The sequence below is a fragment of the Gemmata palustris genome, from assembly GCF_017939745.1.
Lineage (GTDB): Bacteria > Planctomycetota > Planctomycetia > Gemmatales > Gemmataceae > Gemmata > Gemmata palustris.
The window spans coordinates 6,950,598-6,969,312 of the sequence record NZ_JAGKQQ010000001.1 but is presented as its reverse complement, the minus strand read 5'-3'; the positions used below and the strand labels follow the sequence as shown (position 1 = coordinate 6,969,312).

The following is an 18,715-nucleotide window of genomic DNA, read 5'->3' as shown; positions in this document are numbered from 1 at the left end:
CTCGCGCATGCCCGACCCCTCAGCAACTCCGCGATTGTGGCGCTTCAGCGCGCCGCCCTCTCCCGGTGCCGGTCGGCGCACGCGGCTGCTCTTCGTGCTGGCGGTGCTCACCGCGTTCGCGGGCGTCGTGATCGGGTTGCTGTACTGGGTGTCGCCGCCGCGCTCCGTGGCCGTGCTGCCCGTAGCGATTACGATCGGCCCCGCGGAAAGCGGCGCGGTCCCGTGGGCCGAACGCGACCGCGCGGCACTGGCGGCGTCCGACTTACTCGGGCAGGCGATCGACGACCCGAGCGCGAACCCGTCGCGCGATCAAATCCGCTTGCGGTTCGCTGCGCTCGCGAAAACGGCGCGCTTGCAGCCGATGGTCATTTCCCTTTCCGCGCCCGCGGCCGTTGATGCCGGTGGAACCGTGTTCCTGTTGCCGGCCGATCCGACCGGCGATAACCCGCGAAATCGGCTCACGCTCACGGAACTGCTCGCGGCCGTGCGCGATTGCCCAGCGCACAACAAACTGCTCGTTCTGAACCTTGTGCCGCCGAGCGGCGATTCACTTTACGCGCCGCCCGCCGGCAACCTCTCGGCCGCCGTATTCGCGGCACTCGACGCAGTATCCGACGACAACCGCCTGTGCCTCATCGCGTGTGGACCGGGGCAAACGCCCCACACCTCACCGGAACTCGGTCGATCGGTCTTCAGCTACTACCTCGAAGCGGGCTTAAAGGGCGTCGCGGACAGCGACCGCGATGGTCGCGTGACTGTGAGCGAACTCGCGAACTTCGTCCGCGTGCGCGTGAACCGCTGGTCGAGCACGAACCGCGGTTCGGCACAAACGCCCACACTCGTTGGGAGTGCCAAAGACTTCACGCTGCGCGCGATTCCGGCCGGCCACGTTCCCGAGGAGCACGCGCTCAATGAAGTCGCGTACCCCGACTGGCTGAAGGCTTCGTGGGAAGCACACGACCGCTGGCGCACGGACGGGCGGGCGACGACTGCTCCGTGGGCGTTCCGGCAAGCGCGTTCCGCTCTCCTCAGCGCCGAGCGCGACATCCAAGCCGGACTTCCCGCTGAGGATGTGAAACACAAACTTACACTCGCGCTTGCCCACGCCGAGCAAGTCGGCAAAGCACTGCGCGCGGTGCCCACGCCTGATCCGCTGCCCACACTCGCGGCGATGTTCCCCGGATACGCGATACCGGAACCCGCGCTGATCGAGCAACTTCGCACGGCCGCCGTGACAGCCGAATCACGTCCCGCGCCCGCACCTACGAAACCCGACGAGAAACCGAACGAACCGCCGCTCTCCGCGGACTTCGATGCGTTCAAAACGAAGCCGCACCCGCTCCTCGCGGCCGCGGTGTTTCGGGTGCTCACGGAAGACGCGGACCCGTCGCCGGCCCGCATCCGCAACTTCGCGAAACTGCTCGCCGCACAAGACCCACAAGTGCGGTTCGCGGAAGTGTTACTCATCCGGCGACTCGCCGCGCTCGCCGATCAGAGCGCACTCGCGCCGTGGGCGAACGAGCGTGCGGCACTCGCGCTCCAAGCGGCCCGGTGGATCGAAGACACCGCGACCCGACCGGACGTGTTGACCTGGGCAAAACCGGCGCTCGATGAAGCGTACTCGCTTCGCGCGAACGCCGAAGCCGTCCTGTTCGCGCCAGGGTTCGCTTCCCCCGACGACGCAACGACCCGCCTCCGCACCGCGGAAGCCACCGCACGAAAGCTGAAACTCACCGCGGACCGGTTGCAATCGGCGAGCGCGATTCGTGATGATGCGACACTGTGGTTGACGGGCGTTACTCCGCTCGTAAACAGCGGCGCGGTGAACATCACGGAGGCCGTCACCGTTGCCGACGCGGTGGGCAAATTGAATCACATGCTGGTGCCCGCGCCGGGACAGACCGGGCACACGTTCGCCGACCGCGTACCGGAGTGGCACCGACTCGCAAACAGTGTCCGTGTGGCTCTCAGCACCGCGAACCGGCCGCTCACGTCCGAGTCCCTCGGGGCACTGCGCCGGCGCGCGGAAGGGCCGAACGCCGGTCCCTCAATCTACGCAGAACTGGACGCGGCGCTGGCTTCACCGCTCGTGCCGGTCACCGATCGCGTGGCGCTGTGGAACGCGCGATCGGCGCTCGCTCGACGATTATGCGAGAACACGCTCCGTAAGGACGCGATCGATAACGAGGCGGCTCAAAAGGGCGAACCGCGCGCGCTCACGCCGGATCTCGCCAACGAAGCGCCTCACGACACGGACCTCGCCAAGCGCCGGTCACGGTGGACCGGCGCGATTCTTCGCACAGCGGTTCCCGGAGATCGCACTGAAGACGAATTACTGCGACTCGCGCCGGACCGCTTCGCGTTCGCGGACCGGCTGCGCCGCGTGTGGTCGGAAGACGTGCCCACGCGATTATTGCAAAGTGCGCCCGAGCGCACTGTGGCTGTGTGGCCCGTTTCTGTCGCGTTCCCGAAACTCGATGACGCGACGACGAACCCGCACGCGGTTCCGCAGCGCGAAGCCGCCCTGCGAATGTGGGCGTGGCACGCAGCGCGTTTCGAGTATGAACTGCGAGATCCCGCCGATCCCAGCCCCGCCATTACCGGCGTACCGTTCGCGACCGCAGCCGCTCGGAACTGCGCGACCGCGGCGAAGACGGGCGGGTTCGCGTACCTCGAACTCGCACACCCTTCGGTGCCGAAACTCACCTTTGAGAATCCAAGTGCAGACTTAAAAATTCACCTCCGCTCGATCGGCACACCGACCACAGCGCGCGTTCAGGTGCTCTCACCAGCGGCCGAATGGCTGAAGCCGTCACCGGCTGTTTCAGCCCAACTCGAAGTGATCCGCGATAGCGTGCTTTCACTTCCGCTCGCGGCGGGCAGCAAGCCCACTTCGCACCCCACCGCACTCGGCGTGCTCGTCGAGGCGACCGCAGAACTGAGTGGCGATAAGCGAACGTATCACCGGCGCGTACCGGTGTCGCTGCGCACGCTGTCGAGCCGGGTCGATATTCTCGTGCGAACGGACCCCAAAGCCGCCCCGCAACAACTGACAGAGTTCCGCGTCCGACCGAACGGTCAGCCGAGTTCGTACCAACTGGTGCTGTTCAACCCGTCCCCCGTACCGCAGAAAATCGCAGCGCGCCTCGTGGGGTTGAACCGGGAGACGGTCCCCATTAACCTCGAACCGGGTAAGCCGGTTCCGCTCGTGTTCACGTCCACTACTCCCCCCCCACCTCCCCTCGCACCCGGGGCAGTAGCGAAGCCCGACGACGGCTTCGCTCCGATTAGCGGGAACGCGCTGGCGATCGAACTGTTTGATCCAACCGACAAGGACGTGGTTCTTCAGACATTTACGCTCCCGGTCGTGGTCGCGGACCCCGCCAGCTACCTCCGCGTGAGCGACGCAGTGTTCACCCCCGCGGCCGATGGCAGATTGAACCGACTGAGCGCGACAATCGTGCCCGGCGACATTCCGGGTTCGGGCGCGTGCCCCGTGAAACTCTTGTTCCCGCCGGAAGCGAACCCCAAATTGCTCGTGCGCGACGGGAGCCAGGCCGGGAGCATTGCCACCGCCGGGAAACCGGTCACACTGTATGTGGAGAACATCGCGTTCCCCTTCCCGACCGGCGCTAAAGTCACCGTCACGCTTTCGGCGGACGGCGTCGAGCGCGTGGCCACGTACTCAGCGACTCTGCCCACGCTCGGTGAGACGGTGCGGCTCCAACCGCAGACGAGTCCGCGCGTGCGCGTGAAAGCCCTCGACTACGCTTCGGGCACGGTGCCGTTACCGGTCGCGCTCGAAGTGGACAACGCGCCCGAAGGGGCAAGACTCGAACTGCTCGTCGGCACCGCGCGGGACGCGGGTTCGCCCGTCAACGCCGACCGCACGTTTCTCATCGCCACCGCGCGTCAGAAGCTCGCGCGGCTCCGCTTTGATCCAAAAGGCGAGGGGTTCGAGCTGGTCGGTTCGATCGCGGACCACAAGTCGGTGCTGCCGGTCGATCTACTCACCGGCAAGCGCACGCTCGAAGCGCGCCTCATCGCCCCCGATGGCGATGTCGTCACGAAGGACCGCGTGACGGTCGTGTTCGATGGCAACGTGCCGACGGATGTGAAGTTCCTCAACCTGCCGCCGAAAGCCGCGAAGGGGCAACCGCTCGCGGTCAAAGCGACGTGCGGCCCCAGTATCTCCGGCATCAAGAAGGTCGAGTTCTTCGTCGGCAAACCGAACAAGGACGAACTCCCCACAAGCCCCACCCCCATGCCGGGCGTGTCACCTGACGGCAGTGAGTGGCGCGCCACACTTCAAATGCCGGACCAGAAGGGCATCGTCGTGGTCGGGGTGAAGTTCACCTCGCAGGCCGGGTTGAGCACGATCGAGACGCAGGAAATCGAACTGCTCGACGCAGCAGAACTGAACCGCCCCGCGCCGGGCAAGATCGCCGGGAAGTTGGTTGAAAACCGCATCCCGCAACCGACCGCGGTCGTGTTTCTTTACGATGCGAAGGGCAATCCCCTCGCCAAAGCGACCACCAAGGCCGACGGCTCGTTCGAGTTCAAGGAACTGGTGCCGGGCACGTATTACCTGTTCAGCGAGAAAGAGCGAACCAACCGACAGGTGAAAGAACAAGTCGACGTGAAGGCCGGCGAGCTAACGGCGAAGGATTTGGAGCTGCTACTGAAGTAACGACTTCGCACCACCACCTGCGAAAGGGGCGGCACGGCATCTGCACCTGTTTTCAGCCGTTGGACGATGACGAGTCATCCCGAGGGCATAGCCGTGATCTTTCAAGTTCGCACCGATAACCACATCAAGAACAGCGCCGCGTTTTCCGAGTCGATCCGGGCGGATGTCGAGGCCGCCATTGGCGGGCGCTTCGGCGACCGCCTGCGCCGGGTCGAGGTGTACCTCGAGGACACGAACGGCGACAAAGGCGGGGTCGACACGCGGTGCTCCGTCGAGGTCCACCTGGCCGGGCGCCCGGTCGTTAGTGCTGAGGACCGAGCCGAGGACGTCGATACGGCGGTCGAGGGTGCGGTGGAGAAAGTCCTGCGCGTGCTCGAGAAACAGCTCGGGCGCATCGAGGACCGAGCCGGCCACGTCTCGGCGTCCGGCGACGAGGGGCACGCTTACGGCGAATGAGAACCAGAAATCGGCGACCGGGGCGCCCCGTTGTGTAGCCAGCCCCCCCCGGAATGTTGTTCCGCGCGACCCCGCGCCACTTTGCGCAGACTTCTGCGCGTCTCCTTTCGGTTGAGCCATTGTGAAACGGTCGCCCGTCATGCGGGCGCACGAGCTGAAGCCCGAATCGCCACTCGTCCCGAGTCCCCACCTCGACGAACCTTGCCGGTGCTTTTCGCAGTCGCTTCACCCGCCGGTGTAAGTGACTGTCCCATATGTGCGAAAAAGCCTGAGAAATCGTGGGTGACAACTCGAAAATACGGCGATTTCGAGGCATATGGGACAGTCACTAAGTTCCGCCTATGGCGAATGCACCGGTCGCACCAACTGGGCACGTCGGCTCTCGGCGTGCGGTGAACGCGAGTGATATTTCGCCTCAAGTTGCCGACCGTAGAGGCCGAATTGCTGTGGCGGCAGTTCGGTTCTTATTTGGATAGGGGTACGGGTATGGGGTTCTTTACGGGGCGCGTCACGTTCCTCCGGTTCGCGGTCGGCGGGCCGGCCCCGGGAATGTTCGACGACGAGCACCTCGACCGCCTCCGGGAACACGTCGCCGGGCGCCAGACCGTCGCCGCGGCCGACGGAATCGAGGGCGGGTGGTCGGCCGGCAAATCGGTGCTCGACCTCGAGTTCGATCTGGCCAAGAACATCGTCAACGACGCCCTCCACTTCGACCTGCGGGTGGACACCGATCGGCTCCCCGGCGACCTGCTCAAGGCGTACTACGAAGCTGACCTGGCTGCCCTCGCGCGGGACAACCCGAGCGGGTTTGCCTCAGCGAAGCAGAAGCGGGAAGCGAAAGAAAGCGCGCGGGACCGGTTGGAGGCGGAGGCCAAGGACGGGCGCTTCAAGCGGCGCAAGTGTACCCCGGTGCTCTGGGACCGGCACGCCAACGAGGTCCTGTTCGGGGCCACCTCGACCGCCCAAGCGGACCGCTTGTCGGAACTGTTCGAGCGCACCTTCGGGTATCCCCTGGAACTGCTCACCGCGGGGCGCCAAGCGGAGCGGACCGCGGGCGCGCTGGGCCTGACCGGGGTCGCGGACGCGCCCTCGGGGTTCGTGCCCGGGGCCGGGGACGAGGTCGCGTGGGTGCCGGGCGGCGGAACCCCCGACTTCCTCGGGAACGAGTACCTGCTGTGGTTGTGGTTCCTGACCGACCGGGACTCGGACACGCTGACCGTGGGGGACGGGAGCGAGGTCACGCTGATGCCCGCCCGGACCCTGTCCCTGGAGTGCCCGCGCGGGGTCACCGGGACCGGGACCATTGCGAGCGACGGGCCGACCCGGTTGCCCGAGGCCCGGCGCGCGGTGCAGGCCGGGAAGCTGCCCCGGAAGATGGGCCTGACGGTGGTGCGGCACGACCAGCAGTACGAGCTGACGCTGCACGCGGAGACCCTGGGCCTGGGCTCGTGCAAGATGCCGGACCTACCGGAAGACGTGACCGCGGCCCGCGCGAAGCTGGAAGAGCGGGCGGGGCAGGTGCGGGAGTTGGTCGAGACGTTGGACCTGCTCTACGCCCGGTTCCTCACGGTCCGGTTGTCACCCGACTGGCCGGACGAGCTGGACCGGGTCCGGCGGTGGCTCGCTCCGGCGGACCAGCGCGCGGCGTGACCACGGGTGCGACGAGGGGAACCACTTCTCGCTCGTGACTGTGAGGGGAGCGGTGCGTCGAAATAGCCCATCTGTTTCGACGCACCGTCCGATGGATTTTCTTCCCCGAACGATTCAAGAGCAGACATCGGCACACGGTTCCATCGCGTTCCGGGGACGCGGGAACTCGGCCTCGGATCGGGTGAACATCGCGCTGTGAGATAAGGGTTCACGGCGAGAATGCAACCTGCTCACTCGCCAACTCGAATCGCGCCGAGCCCGACGACCGCGATCGCCGGAAGATCCTTCAGTTCCGCGTTCGGCCCCAGGAACTCGGGGAACCCGACACGGGGGTTCCGTTTCCCGACGAGGGTGAGTTTGGTGCGCCCGTCACCCCGGAAGTGCTCGGACGCCCCGAACAGGCGCTCGATCAGTTGCCGGTACACCCAGTCCGCCCCGCCCGTCTCCCACAGCGCCGCATAATCCGTCGCCTTCACGCGCGCCTTCCCCACATCCGGGAACCCGGTTGCGAACGCCGCCTCCTTGTCAGATCGGAACTGGAGCTTGGTGGGCACGAATGCGTCCCCCTCCGGGCGCACGGTCCACCGGTCCTTGTCGGCCGTCAGGTGGTCAGCGAGCGCGAACACGTTGTCCCACGTCGCCGGGTACACGCGCCGATCCCAGTCGGCGGGCCTTTTCCCGTCCTTCGGCGCGCCCGCACGGATCGTATCAGGGTATGCGAATACGACCGCCACCTTTTCAACGCCCTTCTCGATGTCGAGGATCTCCTCCGGGTCGTAGCCGATGGCCGACAACGTACCGAGCAGGTCGCGCCCGCGTGCCGCGTCCGGGACGGTCAAGAACACAAACGGTCGGGCGCCCACCCAGCCACCGGACTTGAGCTTCGCGCCGTCGAGGGCGTGCCGGCGGGAGAGTACCCGGAGGTACACGCCAGAACCCTTCGCAGCGCCCGGCTCGACCGGTTTCTGATCGGGGTCGAGGAGGCGTTCGACGTGGGGCTTGAGTGCGGGCGGCACGTCGAGCGGGTCGGCCGGGTAAAGGAGCTTGCGCACGGGCGCACCAGGTCGGGCGGGCGCGTCGGGCTGCGCGAGCACCGTACCGGCGAACGCAGTGAGGCAGAGCGCGACCACGAGAGGCATTCGGGGCATTGCTTCTTCTCCGGGCCGTTGCACGAAACGGATGGCGACGGGTTGGGAGTAGGTATTAGAACGGGGTGCGGCGTGCGGGACAACTCATTGCGCCCTGTCGCAGTCTGGCCCGTGCCGTGGTATTGTTGGCGGTGCCGTTGCCCGGTAACGTTCGATCACCCTCTCCTCGTTGTAGAGCCGCTATGCGCCGTTTGCCGAACCGACCGGTGTACTCTCTCGCGTGCCTCATGTGGCTCGCGACGATAAGTTCACTAACCGGAGCCGAACCCGCCCCCCTAACCGTAGTGGCGCCCAAACCCAACCAGGTGGTCCAGCGCACCGGTTTCGACCCCGTCGCGGCCGCGAAGGAGAAGCCCGGTCATTCGGCGTTCGGGTTCGCCGATGTCGCCCTGCGCCTGGAGCCCGTCAAGTCCCCGGGGCACGCGGCCTGGGAATACCGCGTGGTGCAATTAACCGGTGCGACCGGGCGCGACGTGCCGTGGACCAAGCTGAACGTCCGAGCCGAGAATGCCGGCCCCGCGGCCACGGCCCGCGTGCCGGCCGGCGGGTGGTACCGGCTCGAAATCCGGTGCCGACAAGCCGAAGTCGTGACGCACCGGGGCGCGGTCGAGCCGTTCGGCGTGGGCGAAGTGTTCGTCGTCGCCGGCCAGTCGTATGCGACCAACTGCAACGACGAGAAACTGATCGTGACGGACCCGCAAAAGCGCGTCGTCGCCTGGAATGCTGCGAAGAGTACGTGGGGCGTGGCGAACGACCCGCAGCCGGTCCCGGACGGTAGCACGGACGGCTCGATCTGGCCGCCCGTGGGGGACGCCTTGGTCAAGGAATTCGGCGTCCCGGTCGCGTTCGCCAACGTCGCCGTCGGCGCGACCGCGACTTCGCAGTGGGCGCCGGACGGAGTGCTTCACGGGCGTCTCGTCGAAACGGGGAAAGCGCTGGGCGCGTTCCGGGCCGTGCTGTGGCAGCAGGGCGAATCGGACGTGATCGCCAAAACCACCACCGAGAAGTACGTCGCGAACGTGCGCGCGATTCGGCACACAGCGGCCACGGAGTGGGGCACTCAGCCGCCGTGGTTGCTGGCGAAATCGACGCACCACCCGACCGTTTACACCGACCCCGAGGGCGAATCGCGTATCCGCAAGGCGATCGACGAACTGGTCGCTCGACCCGGCTTCCAGTCCGGCCCGGACACGGACACGCTGACCGGGAAGTATCGAGGTGGGGCCGGATCGCGCCGGCACTTTAGCGCACTGGGTCAAGCGAAAGCGGCGGAGATGTGGGCCGACGTGCTGAAGAAGAACTTGCTCGCCCCGCGCAAGGTGGAGGAGACGCTGGCGGACCTGCACCTGCTCGCACCCGCGTGGGCCTCACCGGTCGTTCACCGCGAGAGCAGCGTCCTGCTCCAGATGAAGGACGAGGGGCCGATCACGGCCCGGCTCGCGTTCCCGGCTACCGAGGTTCTGGAGGTCGCGACGGCCGATCGCCGGCACCGGTTCGACCGCGACGCGGTGGCGCTCTCGAAGGACGGGCTGACGCTGACATTCACGAAGGGCGCCTCCATCGAATCGATTCCGGCCCGCACACTGTTCGTACCCAAAGGTTCACCGCAGAGCTACGCGGCGCGTGTGGGGCACCCGAACGAATCGCTCATGTACCACGCGGGGCGCTGGTTCCACGACCGCAACGTGGAGGTCACTTATCGGCGCCGCGACGAAAAAATCGCCGCCGACGCGATCGCGGGCAGCCTACCGAAGACGGCCGCTCGTTTGAAAGCGGGTGAAGCGTTCACGCTCGGCGTCAGCGGCGACAGTATCTCTACCGGCGCGGACGCCTCGGTGCTGTCCAACGCGGCCCCGTTCCAGCCCGGGTTCGCGGAACTCGTGACGGCGCAGTTGCAGGCGCGATTCGATTGCCGGATCGCGCTCAAGAACCGGGCGGTCGGCGGGTGGAGCGTGGCAAACGGGGTCCAGGATCTCGACAAGCTCCTGGCCGAGAAACCGAACTTGATCGTGGTCGCTTACGGCATGAACGATGTGGGGCGGCGCGACCCGAAGTGGTTCGGCGAACAGACCCGCACGATCCTCGACCGGATCAAAGCCGCCGACAAGGACATTGAAGTTATTCTGGTCGCATCGATGCTGGGCCACGGCGAATGGACCGCGACCCCGCGCGACATGTTCCCGAAGTACCGCGACGTGTTAAAGGGCATGACCGGCCCCGGCGTCGCGCTCGCGGACCTGACCGCCGTGTGGGAGCTGATGCTGAAGAACAAGCACGACCTGGACCTGACCGGCAACGGGCTGAACCACCCCAACGACTTCGGGCACCGGCTCTACGCGCAAGCGATACTCGCGGTGCTAAACGAGCGCAAGTAGCCCGCGGGTCAACATCAGGACCGGTGCGCGGGGCGTTGTGGTAAAATGCACCGCGCACCGAGGTCCGACTGCGTCCCAGGCGTACCGCGTGCGCTACAGTTTGAAGCCGTTCCCGGCCTCGGCCGGTTCTCACCGAGCGCTCTATGGGGCCGCAAATAGTTCCGCCCGCTCCGCCCCCGGTTGCGCTCCAACTCTGGACGATCCGCGATGCGTTCGCGGCGGACGCGGACCGGGCTTTGGCCGCCGTGAAGGGCGCCGGGTTTTCGGCCGTGGAACTCGCCCCGCTCCCACCGGCGCTGGCGCCCGCCCGGCTCGCCGAATCGCTCGCCCGTCACGACCTGGCCGTCGTGTCGATCCACGGCGACCTGCCGACGCCCGAAACTATCGGTCCCCTGGCGCAACTCGCCCGCGCGTGCCGGTGCCCCAAGGTCATCTGGCACGGCTGGCCCCGCGACCCGCGGTTCGATTCTCGCGCGCGCGTGGGGGATCTGATCGCGGCTTGCAACGCGGCCGGGGCACTCGCCCGGGACCACGGACTCGAGTTCGGCATGCACAACCACTGGTGGGAGTTCGAGCCGCTCGAAGGGGAACGGCCGATCCGCCTGCTCCACGAGGGACTGCACCCCGACGTGTTCTGGCAGTTGGACGTGTACTGGGCACAAACGGCCGGAACCGATCCGGCCGACGCGCTCGCGCAGTTGGCACCGCGGGTCCGGTCGATCCACTGGAAGGACGGGCCGTGTGTTCACGGCCGGCCGATGACGGCCCTCGGGCACGGGACGGTCGATGTCCCTCGAACCCTTCGGGCGCTGGCGCGCCCGGTCGACTGGGTCATCGAGCTGGACGAGTGCGCCACCAACCCCCTGGAGGCCGCGCGGCAAAGTCGCGTGTATCTGGAGTCGCTTCGCAATTGAAAAAGACCGCACTTGCCTCCCCTGACGAAGCGAGCGAATCCTCTGCGACCGCGAGGGTACAGCGGCAGCGCAATTCGCCCCGGAGTTTTCATCTGTTCTTCTTAATCGCTCAGATTTCCAAGCCTTCCTCGGCCCGAGCGAAGTAGACTGCGAGTGACTCGCCTCGTACCTCCCATTAGGGATTCTCCCCATGTCTCCCGACCGGTCGGAACTGCTCGCTCGCGTCCTGGCGTTCGACATTGATGGCGACGAGGTCGCGCTCCCCTTTGCGGCGCGACTCGCACGCGAACAAGGTTGGTCCCGCACCCACACGGATCGCGTCATCGAAGAGTACAAGCGGTACGTGTTCCTCGCGGTAACGGCGGGGATCACCGTCTGCCCGTCCGAGGACGTGGACGCGGCGTGGCACATGCACTTGACCTACACAAAGTCCTACTGGAAGCGGTTTTGCGGCGAAGTATTGGGCCGCCCGCTGCACCACGAGCCCACGAAGGGCGGGCCGGCAGAAGGCGCGAAGCACTTCGCCATGTACGCCGAGACGCTGACCGCGTACCGCGAAGCATTTGGCCGCGCGGCGCCCGCGAACATCTGGCCCGCCGGGAACGAACGGTTCGGCGATGATACCCGGCACCGGGTCGTGAACGTCGCCCGGAACTGGGTCATCCCCAAAGCGCCCGTCAAGCGCGTCGCACAACTCACGGCCGCGTTCGTGCTCATCGCCCTCGCGGTTCCGGGGTGCAACGGCGGGGTGAACCCGTTCGAGTTGAAGAACAAGGAGTTCCTCACCACACTGGGGTGCGCTTTGGTCGCGGCCGTGTGCATCGGCCGGGTGGTCCGTTCCGTGATGCGCACCCCCGACGCGATCCCGGACGACGAATACCAACTGGACTGGGAACAGACCGCGTACCTGGCCGGCGGCGCGGGGCGCCTCATGACCGCGGCCGTGGCCCGCCTGGTCGGGAGGGATCTGGCTCACGTCGGGGACGACGGCAAGCGGTTGATCCGCACCGGGCCGATTCCGGACGATATCAGTTCCGTCGAGCGCGCGGTGCTTCAAGGACTACCGGTCTCGAACGACGCGGCTTCCCTGAAGCCGATCCAACAAGCCGTGGATGCCGCGTTCGCTCGAAACGTTGAGCGCCTTGAAGAAGAGGGGATCACGATCCCGAAGGGCCGGCAGGTACTCATCGCGTTCACGTCGCTGATGCCGCTCGCGGTCGTGCTGTTGTGCCTCTCGCTCCCCCGGTTGCTGATGGGATTGGACGCGAAGAAACCGGTGGAATACCTGGTCGCTACGTCGATCGTCGGCGGAGTTTTCAGCCTGCTGATCGTACTCGCCGGTTCGGGGCGCTTGAGCCACCGCGGGCGGGCGCTCCTGGCGGAGCAAAAGGAACGGTGCGACCCGCTCCGGGCCGGTACGCGGTGGGAGAACAGCGGCGACGCGGGCATGGCCGTTGCACTGTTCGGGACGGCGGTGCTGGCCGGTACCGCGATCGCGCCGCTGCAAACGTGGTACCCCAGACAGACCAACGAAGCGTCGTCCGGCGGGTGCGGCGGGAGCAGTGGGTGCGGGGTGGGTGCGGCGGGGGGGTGGATGCGGGGCGGGTGCGGGGGCGACTGAGCGGAGTGCCTTGCTCGTTTGGGAAATGCCCACCGGCGCCCTTGTAACGAAACGAGCCGCGACCGCGAGGGAGCGGGAGGCGCGCCCTTGTGGTCGTCACGGCTCAACGCATTGGACGTCCCGCTCCCTTGCGGTCGCGGCTCGTCGAGCCCGCCTGCGGATCACTTGCGCGAAGCGTACCACTCGCGCCACTCGTTCGCGGTGGCGAAGTCCTTCTCGGTGAGGCTCTTCAACCCGGCGCGGGCCGCCTTCGTCACGACCTCGTTCTTGTCGCCCAGTGCGTCGATCAGGTCGGGGACGTGGTCCTTGTCGTCTTTCATCGCGCACGCGAGCGCCGCAGCGCGCCGCAGTTCCGCGTCGTCGGCCTTGAGCATCCCGCGGAGCGAGACCGGCGTCATGCGGCACAGGCGCTCCGCGAGCGCTTCCCGCGCGGTCGCCTTGCGTTCGCCGTCGATGAGCGGAATGACCGCGAGCAGGGCGCCCGTATTTTCCTGCCCCTTCGCTTCACGGACGCGCTTGAGTGTGGCCTCCCAGTCCGCGCTCGACGTGCGCGTGAGCTCGATCGCGATCTCGCTCGCCGTGGTGCCCGGCACCGGTTTCGGGGCGCTCGGTGGCGCGAAGGCGACGGGCTTGATCGGCGGCTCGACCGCCGCGGGGGTCGGACTCGGGGGCGGTTCGGGCTTCGCGGCCACCGTGTCGCCCGGCGCGGGAGCGGCGTTCGCGCGGAGCTCCGCGTTGGCCGGGCTGCGCTGGACTTTTGCGGCGAGGTCGCGCGCGAGATTGGAGCGCGAGAGGAACAGGAGCGCGAACGCGGTGTCCACGTCCGCACCGTACCCGCTGCGTCCGGTCCACGAGCCGTCGCCGCGCTGAGCGGCGACCAGCGTATCGGCGCCGAAGTCGTACCAGTCGGTGTTGCCGATCTTGTCCACACCGTAAATGACGCCGACGCGCTCCAGGGACCAAAGGAAGTACAAATCGGGATCGTTCCCGCGCCGGCCGCGCACCTCGCGCCCCTCGCCCGCGAGCGCGGCCGCGAGGTTCGCCATGCCGAGCTTCACCGCCGCGTCGCGGGGGTCGCCCGGCCCCCTGTTCGCCTTCGGTGCGGCCGGGGCCGCGGGCTTCTTCGGGGCGTCGGCTTCGGGCACTTTCGGCGGATTGTAGAACGGGTCGTTCGGGTCCGCGCCGGGCGGGGCCGCGGGCTTCGCGGGTTCGGGCTTCGGTTCCTTCACGGCCGTCTTCACAACGAGTTCGGCCTTTTGCTTTTTCTCCTCGCGCCGGCCGATCGCGGTCGCGAGCCCGAGCAGCCCGGCGCACGTCATCGACGGGCTCCCCTCCGCGCGCCCGAGGAGGCCGCTGTAGGGCCACCCGCCAGCCGCCCCCTGTTGCGCGAGGAACCGCTTCTCGATGAGTTCGAGCGCGTGCTCGACCGGAACGTCGTGCTTGCGCGCGACCCACACACCCAGGACACCGAACTGCGTGTTCGAGTTGTCGTCGGGCAGGTGGGCGCGGCCGTGATCGGCCGCCAGGAGCCCCTGGCGGTACTTCTCCACGTCCGCGTGGAGCTTCCCACCCGCGCCGGGCTTGCCCGCAGCGCCCGGCGCGAGCGGTTTCGCGGGGGCCGGGTCCGCGCGCCCGGCAATGAGAACGGTGTCGGAGAGTTTGGTGCGCAGCAGGCGCTCGGTCGCGGGGGGAACGGTGGGGATGCACTCGTAGGTCCACCCGCCGTTCGCGTTCTGCCCCGCGAGGAGCCGGACGCCGAGCATTTGAATCAGCGGCCGGTCGCCCGGTTCGCCGAGGCGGTCGAGGTACAGGAGGCAGAGGGCGACTTGGTACGTTTGGTTCTGCGTGTAAGCGGCATCACGGACAAAGGCGGTGATCTTCTTCACACTGGCGTCGTCGGGCGGGGTCCCGGCTTCGAGCAGCGCGAGCCCCACGAGCGCGGTGGCGCCGACGCGCTCGGAGTCCCGGCCCCACTTACCGTTTTCGCCCGATTTTTTGAGGTACGCGAGCCCCTTCTGCACCGCGGCGTCGATGTCCTTGGGCGCCGCGGCGCGCGCCGAATGAGTGAACGAAATCGCGAACACAAGCGCCGATAGAAGCCGCAGGAGCGCCATGCGTGGCCCTCACCGGATGTGAACGAACGAAACGGGCGACCCGCGACGTGTTTCCCGATACTTAGAACGCGGACCGGGCGGAAGTGTTGGAGCAATTATGCCGGTGCGTCGGATTGTGCTGACCCACAACCCGACGCACCGAGGCTTTTTACCGTTCAGGAACGGCCCGTAATTCAATAAACGGCCCCGCGGGGCGCCCGAGACGCTATTTCTTTTCTTTCGCGTACCACTCGCGCCACGCGGTAGCGGCGGCGGCCTTTTGCGCCGCGGGCGCGCCCGACGCGGGGCCGAAGTCCTTCCCGGAAAGGCTCTTCAGTCCGGCTTTCGCGGCCCGCACTACGGAATCGTCCGCGTCGGTGATGAGTTCGATCAGATCGGGGATGTGTTCCTTATCGTCTTTCATCGCGCACGCGAGTGCGGCCGCCCGGCGCAACTCGACCTCGCTCGCTTTCAGCATGGTGCGGAGCGTGGCGGGTGCCATGCGGCACAGGCGCTCGGCGAGCGCCTCGCGCGCCGCGGCCTTTCGATCACCGTCGGCGTGGGCCGCGGTGACGGCCAGCGCGCGGGTGTGGACCGTGCCCTTGGCGTCGCGGGACTCGGCGAGCAGCTTCGCCCAATCGCTGCCGGACGCCTTCAGCAACTTGGACGCGAGCGCGACGCCCTCGTCGCCGGTCGGGTTCGGCAGGTTGACGACCGGCACGGCGGCGCTCACCGGTGTGGTCGGCCGGTTCGGGAGCAGGTCCGTCGCGGCCGGCCCGGTCCCGGCCTTCATTTCGGTGCTGGTGGGGTCTTTCTGCACCTTGTTGGACAGGTCGCGCGCGAGGTTCGAGCGGCAGAGGAACAGGACGGCGAACGCGGTATTGACCTCGGTCCCGTAGCTGCCGCCGACGGTCCAGGTGCCGTCCGCCCCTTGTGAACGAACGATGGCCGTGGAGCCGATATCGTACCAGTCGATCTTGCCGATCTTGTCCATGCCGTAGACGACGCCGACGCGCTCGAGGGACCAGAGGAAGTACAGGTCGCCGGTCCCGTGTGCGCCGCTGCCGGTCAGGAGCCCCTGACCCTTTTGAATCTGATCGCCCATAGTCAGCCCCAACCCGGCGAAGGCGAGTTGGACCACGAGGTCGCGCGCGTCGGGGGCGGCGCGGGCGGGCTTCTTGGGCGGGTCCTTCCCGGCGGGCGGGTTGTAAAACGGGTCGGTGGGCTTATCGGGCTTCGCGGGCGCCTCGGGTTTGGGCGCCGGCGCCTCGCTCTTCAAGCGCCGGTCCTCGCGCCGGGCCAGCCCGGTGGCCATACCGAGCAAGCCCGCGCAGTACATCGAAGGGCTCCCGGGCATCCCGCCGACGCCCGCGGGACCGGGCATCCCCCCGGAGTACGACCAGTTCCCGGTGCGCGGGTCCTGCGAGCCCATGAACCGCTTTTCGATGCGGTCGAGGGTGTCCTCCACGGGCGCGCCGTGCTTGCGGGACATCCAGATCGCGATGATGGCGAATTGCGTGTTCGAGTTATCGTCCCCGAACCCGACCGTCGCGCCCCCTTGGGTCCGGTCGGCGACCAGGGCCTGGCCGTACTTCTCGACGTCCGGGTGCAACTTGGGCGGCTTCCCGTTCGCGCCGGCGACCAGTTGGTTCGGTTGGAGGTTGTTCTTGAGCCACGTCGCGGTTTCCGCGGAGACGCCCCCGCAGGTTTGATACGTCCAACCGCCGCCGGCCGTCTGGCCGACGATCAGGCGCGCCGCGAGCATCTGGATGACCGGCACGTCGGCCGCGTCGCCGAGGCGGTCGAGGTACATCAGGCACAGCGCGACCTGGTACGTTTGGTTCTGCGTGTACGCCGCGTCCCGGACCCGGGCGGTGATCGTCTTCACCGCGGGGTCGTCGATCGGCGTGCCCGCTTCCAGGAGCGCCAGCCCGGTGAGGCACGTCGGGCCGACCCCGTGGTTGGCCAGGTTCGCGCTGCCGAAGCCGGCCCCGCCCTTCTGGTTGTACCCGGATTTCAGGGCGTCGGTGCCGGCCTTGAGCGCGCGGTCGATCTCCTTCGGTGTGGCCCCCGGTGCGGCCGGACTCGACACCACCAGTAGGGCGCCACACAGCCCGGCAACACGAGCGAACTTTGAGAACATGGTTCAACCCTCGGCGACAGCGAGGAGAGGACGCGACGATACAGACTACCTTAACATTTCGGCAAATGCGAGGCGACCACGAAATACGTTTGTAACGGCGCAGCGCCGGGTGGTTCCGAACGCGGGCGGGAGTACAGTACCCGGGTCCATCTCTCTACTCGCTAGCCAACCACCAATGGCCAAGTTCTTCAAGTACAAGTCGGTCGCGGAACTGGAAGCGGAGAACGCGCGGCTCGGGATCGATTTGCGGTTCTCCGACGACCTCGCGCCGCTGTTCCAGCCCCGCCCCGTCGGGCCGCGCACCGTCGGCAACCGGTGGTGCGTTCACCCGATGGAAGGGTGCGATGGCGAACCCGACGGCTCACCGGGGGAACTCACGTTCCGGCGGTACCAGCGGTTCGGGGCGGGTGGGGCGAAACTCCTCTGGGGCGAGGCCTGCGCCGTCACGCAGCAGGCGCGCGCCAACTCCCGGCAAATCTTACTTAACGAATCCACCAAGTCGGCGTTCGCGCGAATTGTCGCCGAGTGCCGCAGCGCCCACCGCGACGCGAACGGGACCGACTCCGACCTGCTCTTCGGCCTGCAACTGACGCACTCCGGGCGCTACAGCCACCCGCGCCCGATCATCGCCACGCACGACCCGATCCTCGATCCGCGCACGACCGCGAACCGGGCGACCGGCGCGCGGGTCACGGCCGATTACCCACTGATTACCGACGACGAGCTGAAGCACCTCGTCGACGACTACGTTCGCGCGGCGCAGCTCGCGGTGGAGGTGGGCTTTGACTTCATCGACATCAAGCAGTGCCACCGCTACCTGTTGAACGAGTTGCTCGGCGCGCGGAACCGGCCCGGTCCCTACGGCGGCAGCTACGAGAACCGCACCCGCTTCGCGCGCGAGACGATTCAGGCCGTGCGCGAAGCGGTCCCAAATCACATCGTCATCGCCACGCGGATGAACGTGTACGACGGCATCCCGTTTCACAAAGCCGCCAACGCCGACGGCACACCGGATACCCACGCGCTACCGCTGGTGAACGGCTGGGGGATGTCCGAGAGTCATCCCTTTACGGTGGACCTCACCGAACCGCTGCGCTGGATCGCGGACATGCGCGGGCTGGGCGTGTCGCTCGTAAACGCAACGATGGGAAACCCATACGCGCAGCCGCACTACGGGCGCCCGTTCGAGTACCCGCCGCCGGACGGCTACGAATCTCCCGAGCACCCGCTCACCGGCGTGGACCGGCACTTCCGGGCGGCCGAGGCCATTCAGAGGGCGTTCCCCGATCTCGCGCTGGTGGGCACGGGGTACAGCTACCTGCAGGAATTCTTGCCACAAGGCGCCGCGGCGAACGTCCGCGACGGTCGCGTTAGCATCGTGGGCGTGGGGCGCGGAACGCTGGCTCAACCCGATTGGGTGCGCCAGTTGCTCGATAGCGGCAAGCTCGACCGCAAGCGCGTCTGCCGCACGTTCAGCTACTGCACGGCAATCATGCGCGCGAAGCAGCACCCGCTGGGCCAGTACGCGACCGGGTGCCCGCCGTTCGACAAGGAGGCCTACGGCGAAATCTGGAAGGAAGTGCAACAGTTGAGTGTGAAGAAATCACCGTCCGCGAGCGAATGAC

General features: G+C 67.4%; 10 protein-coding genes. 7 read left to right on the top strand and 3 right to left on the bottom strand.

Features of this window, described 5'->3' with window-relative positions; all coding sequences use genetic code 11:
* Positions 1-7: 7 nt before the first annotated feature.
* From J8F10_RS28925 to J8F10_RS28915, 3 genes are all read left to right on the top strand, one after another.
* Positions 8-4,690, top strand: a complete 4,683-nt coding sequence (locus tag J8F10_RS28925) for a prealbumin-like fold domain-containing protein (protein ID WP_210659901.1) — start codon at positions 8-10, stop codon at positions 4,688-4,690.
* 93 nt (positions 4,691-4,783) lie between these two features.
* Positions 4,784-5,146: an HPF/RaiA family ribosome-associated protein gene (locus tag J8F10_RS28920; RefSeq protein WP_210659899.1), complete on the top strand. Its 363-nt coding sequence runs from the start codon at positions 4,784-4,786 to the stop codon at positions 5,144-5,146.
* Positions 5,147-5,632: 486 nt separating this feature from the next.
* On the top strand, positions 5,633-6,796 hold the full coding sequence (locus J8F10_RS28915) for a hypothetical protein (protein ID WP_210659897.1): 1,164 nt from the start codon (positions 5,633-5,635) through the stop codon (positions 6,794-6,796).
* A 230-nt stretch (positions 6,797-7,026) separates the two neighbouring features.
* Here the strand turns inward: J8F10_RS28915 and J8F10_RS28910 are convergent, their stop codons facing one another.
* Positions 7,027-7,944, bottom strand: coding sequence for a hypothetical protein (locus J8F10_RS28910; protein WP_210659896.1), 918 nt, complete (start codon positions 7,942-7,944; stop codon positions 7,027-7,029).
* Between the two features lie 182 nt (positions 7,945-8,126).
* Between J8F10_RS28910 and J8F10_RS28905 the strand changes: the two genes are divergently transcribed.
* The 3 genes from J8F10_RS28905 to J8F10_RS28895 all read left to right on the top strand — a co-directional run bounded on the left by J8F10_RS28905 (position 8,127) and on the right by J8F10_RS28895 (position 12,854).
* A complete protein-coding gene (locus J8F10_RS28905; RefSeq protein WP_210659895.1) occupies positions 8,127-10,319 on the top strand; it encodes an SGNH/GDSL hydrolase family protein in 2,193 nt (730 codons plus the stop codon).
* Positions 10,320-10,462: 143 nt separating this feature from the next.
* On the top strand, positions 10,463-11,233 hold the full coding sequence (locus J8F10_RS28900; protein WP_210659894.1) for a sugar phosphate isomerase/epimerase family protein: 771 nt from the start codon (positions 10,463-10,465) through the stop codon (positions 11,231-11,233).
* A 190-nt stretch (positions 11,234-11,423) separates the two neighbouring features.
* A complete protein-coding gene (locus J8F10_RS28895) occupies positions 11,424-12,854 on the top strand; it encodes a TIGR04222 domain-containing membrane protein (protein ID WP_210659893.1) in 1,431 nt (476 codons plus the stop codon).
* A 161-nt stretch (positions 12,855-13,015) separates the two neighbouring features.
* On the opposite strand, the gene J8F10_RS28890 is transcribed toward J8F10_RS28895, so the two are convergent.
* Together J8F10_RS28890 and J8F10_RS28885 are read right to left on the bottom strand one after the other, a co-directional pair.
* Positions 13,016-14,968 (bottom strand): hypothetical protein, encoded by a 1,953-nt coding sequence (locus J8F10_RS28890; protein ID WP_210659892.1) that lies wholly within the window; start codon positions 14,966-14,968, stop codon positions 13,016-13,018.
* Positions 14,969-15,173: 205 nt separating this feature from the next.
* The gene (locus J8F10_RS28885; protein ID WP_210659891.1) at positions 15,174-17,090 is read right to left on the bottom strand and encodes a hypothetical protein; all 1,917 of its coding nucleotides are present in this window, start codon (positions 17,088-17,090) and stop codon (positions 15,174-15,176) included.
* A gap of 175 nt (positions 17,091-17,265) precedes the next feature.
* Here J8F10_RS28885 and J8F10_RS28880 point away from each other — a divergent pair, with 175 nt between their 5' ends.
* Entirely contained in the window at positions 17,266-18,714 is a 1,449-nt protein-coding gene (locus tag J8F10_RS28880; RefSeq protein ID WP_210659890.1) for an oxidoreductase, read from the top strand.
* The last annotated feature ends 1 nt before the right edge of the window (position 18,715 follow it).

Coding starts and splice junctions, on each gene's coding strand:
- J8F10_RS28925 (WP_210659901.1), top strand. CDS start 8: ATGCCCGACCCCTCAGCAACTCCGCGATTGTGGCGCTTCAGCGCGCCG.
- J8F10_RS28915 (WP_210659897.1), top strand. CDS start 5,633: ATGGGGTTCTTTACGGGGCGCGTCACGTTCCTCCGGTTCGCGGTCGGC.
- J8F10_RS28910 (WP_210659896.1), bottom strand. CDS start 7,944: ATGCCCCGAATGCCTCTCGTGGTCGCGCTCTGCCTCACTGCGTTCGCC.
- J8F10_RS28905 (WP_210659895.1), top strand. CDS start 8,127: ATGCGCCGTTTGCCGAACCGACCGGTGTACTCTCTCGCGTGCCTCATG.
- J8F10_RS28900 (WP_210659894.1), top strand. CDS start 10,463: ATGGGGCCGCAAATAGTTCCGCCCGCTCCGCCCCCGGTTGCGCTCCAA.
- J8F10_RS28895 (WP_210659893.1), top strand. CDS start 11,424: ATGTCTCCCGACCGGTCGGAACTGCTCGCTCGCGTCCTGGCGTTCGAC.
- J8F10_RS28890 (WP_210659892.1), bottom strand. CDS start 14,968: ATGGCGCTCCTGCGGCTTCTATCGGCGCTTGTGTTCGCGATTTCGTTC.
- J8F10_RS28885 (WP_210659891.1), bottom strand. CDS start 17,090: ATGTTCTCAAAGTTCGCTCGTGTTGCCGGGCTGTGTGGCGCCCTACTG.
- J8F10_RS28880 (WP_210659890.1), top strand. CDS start 17,266: ATGGCCAAGTTCTTCAAGTACAAGTCGGTCGCGGAACTGGAAGCGGAG.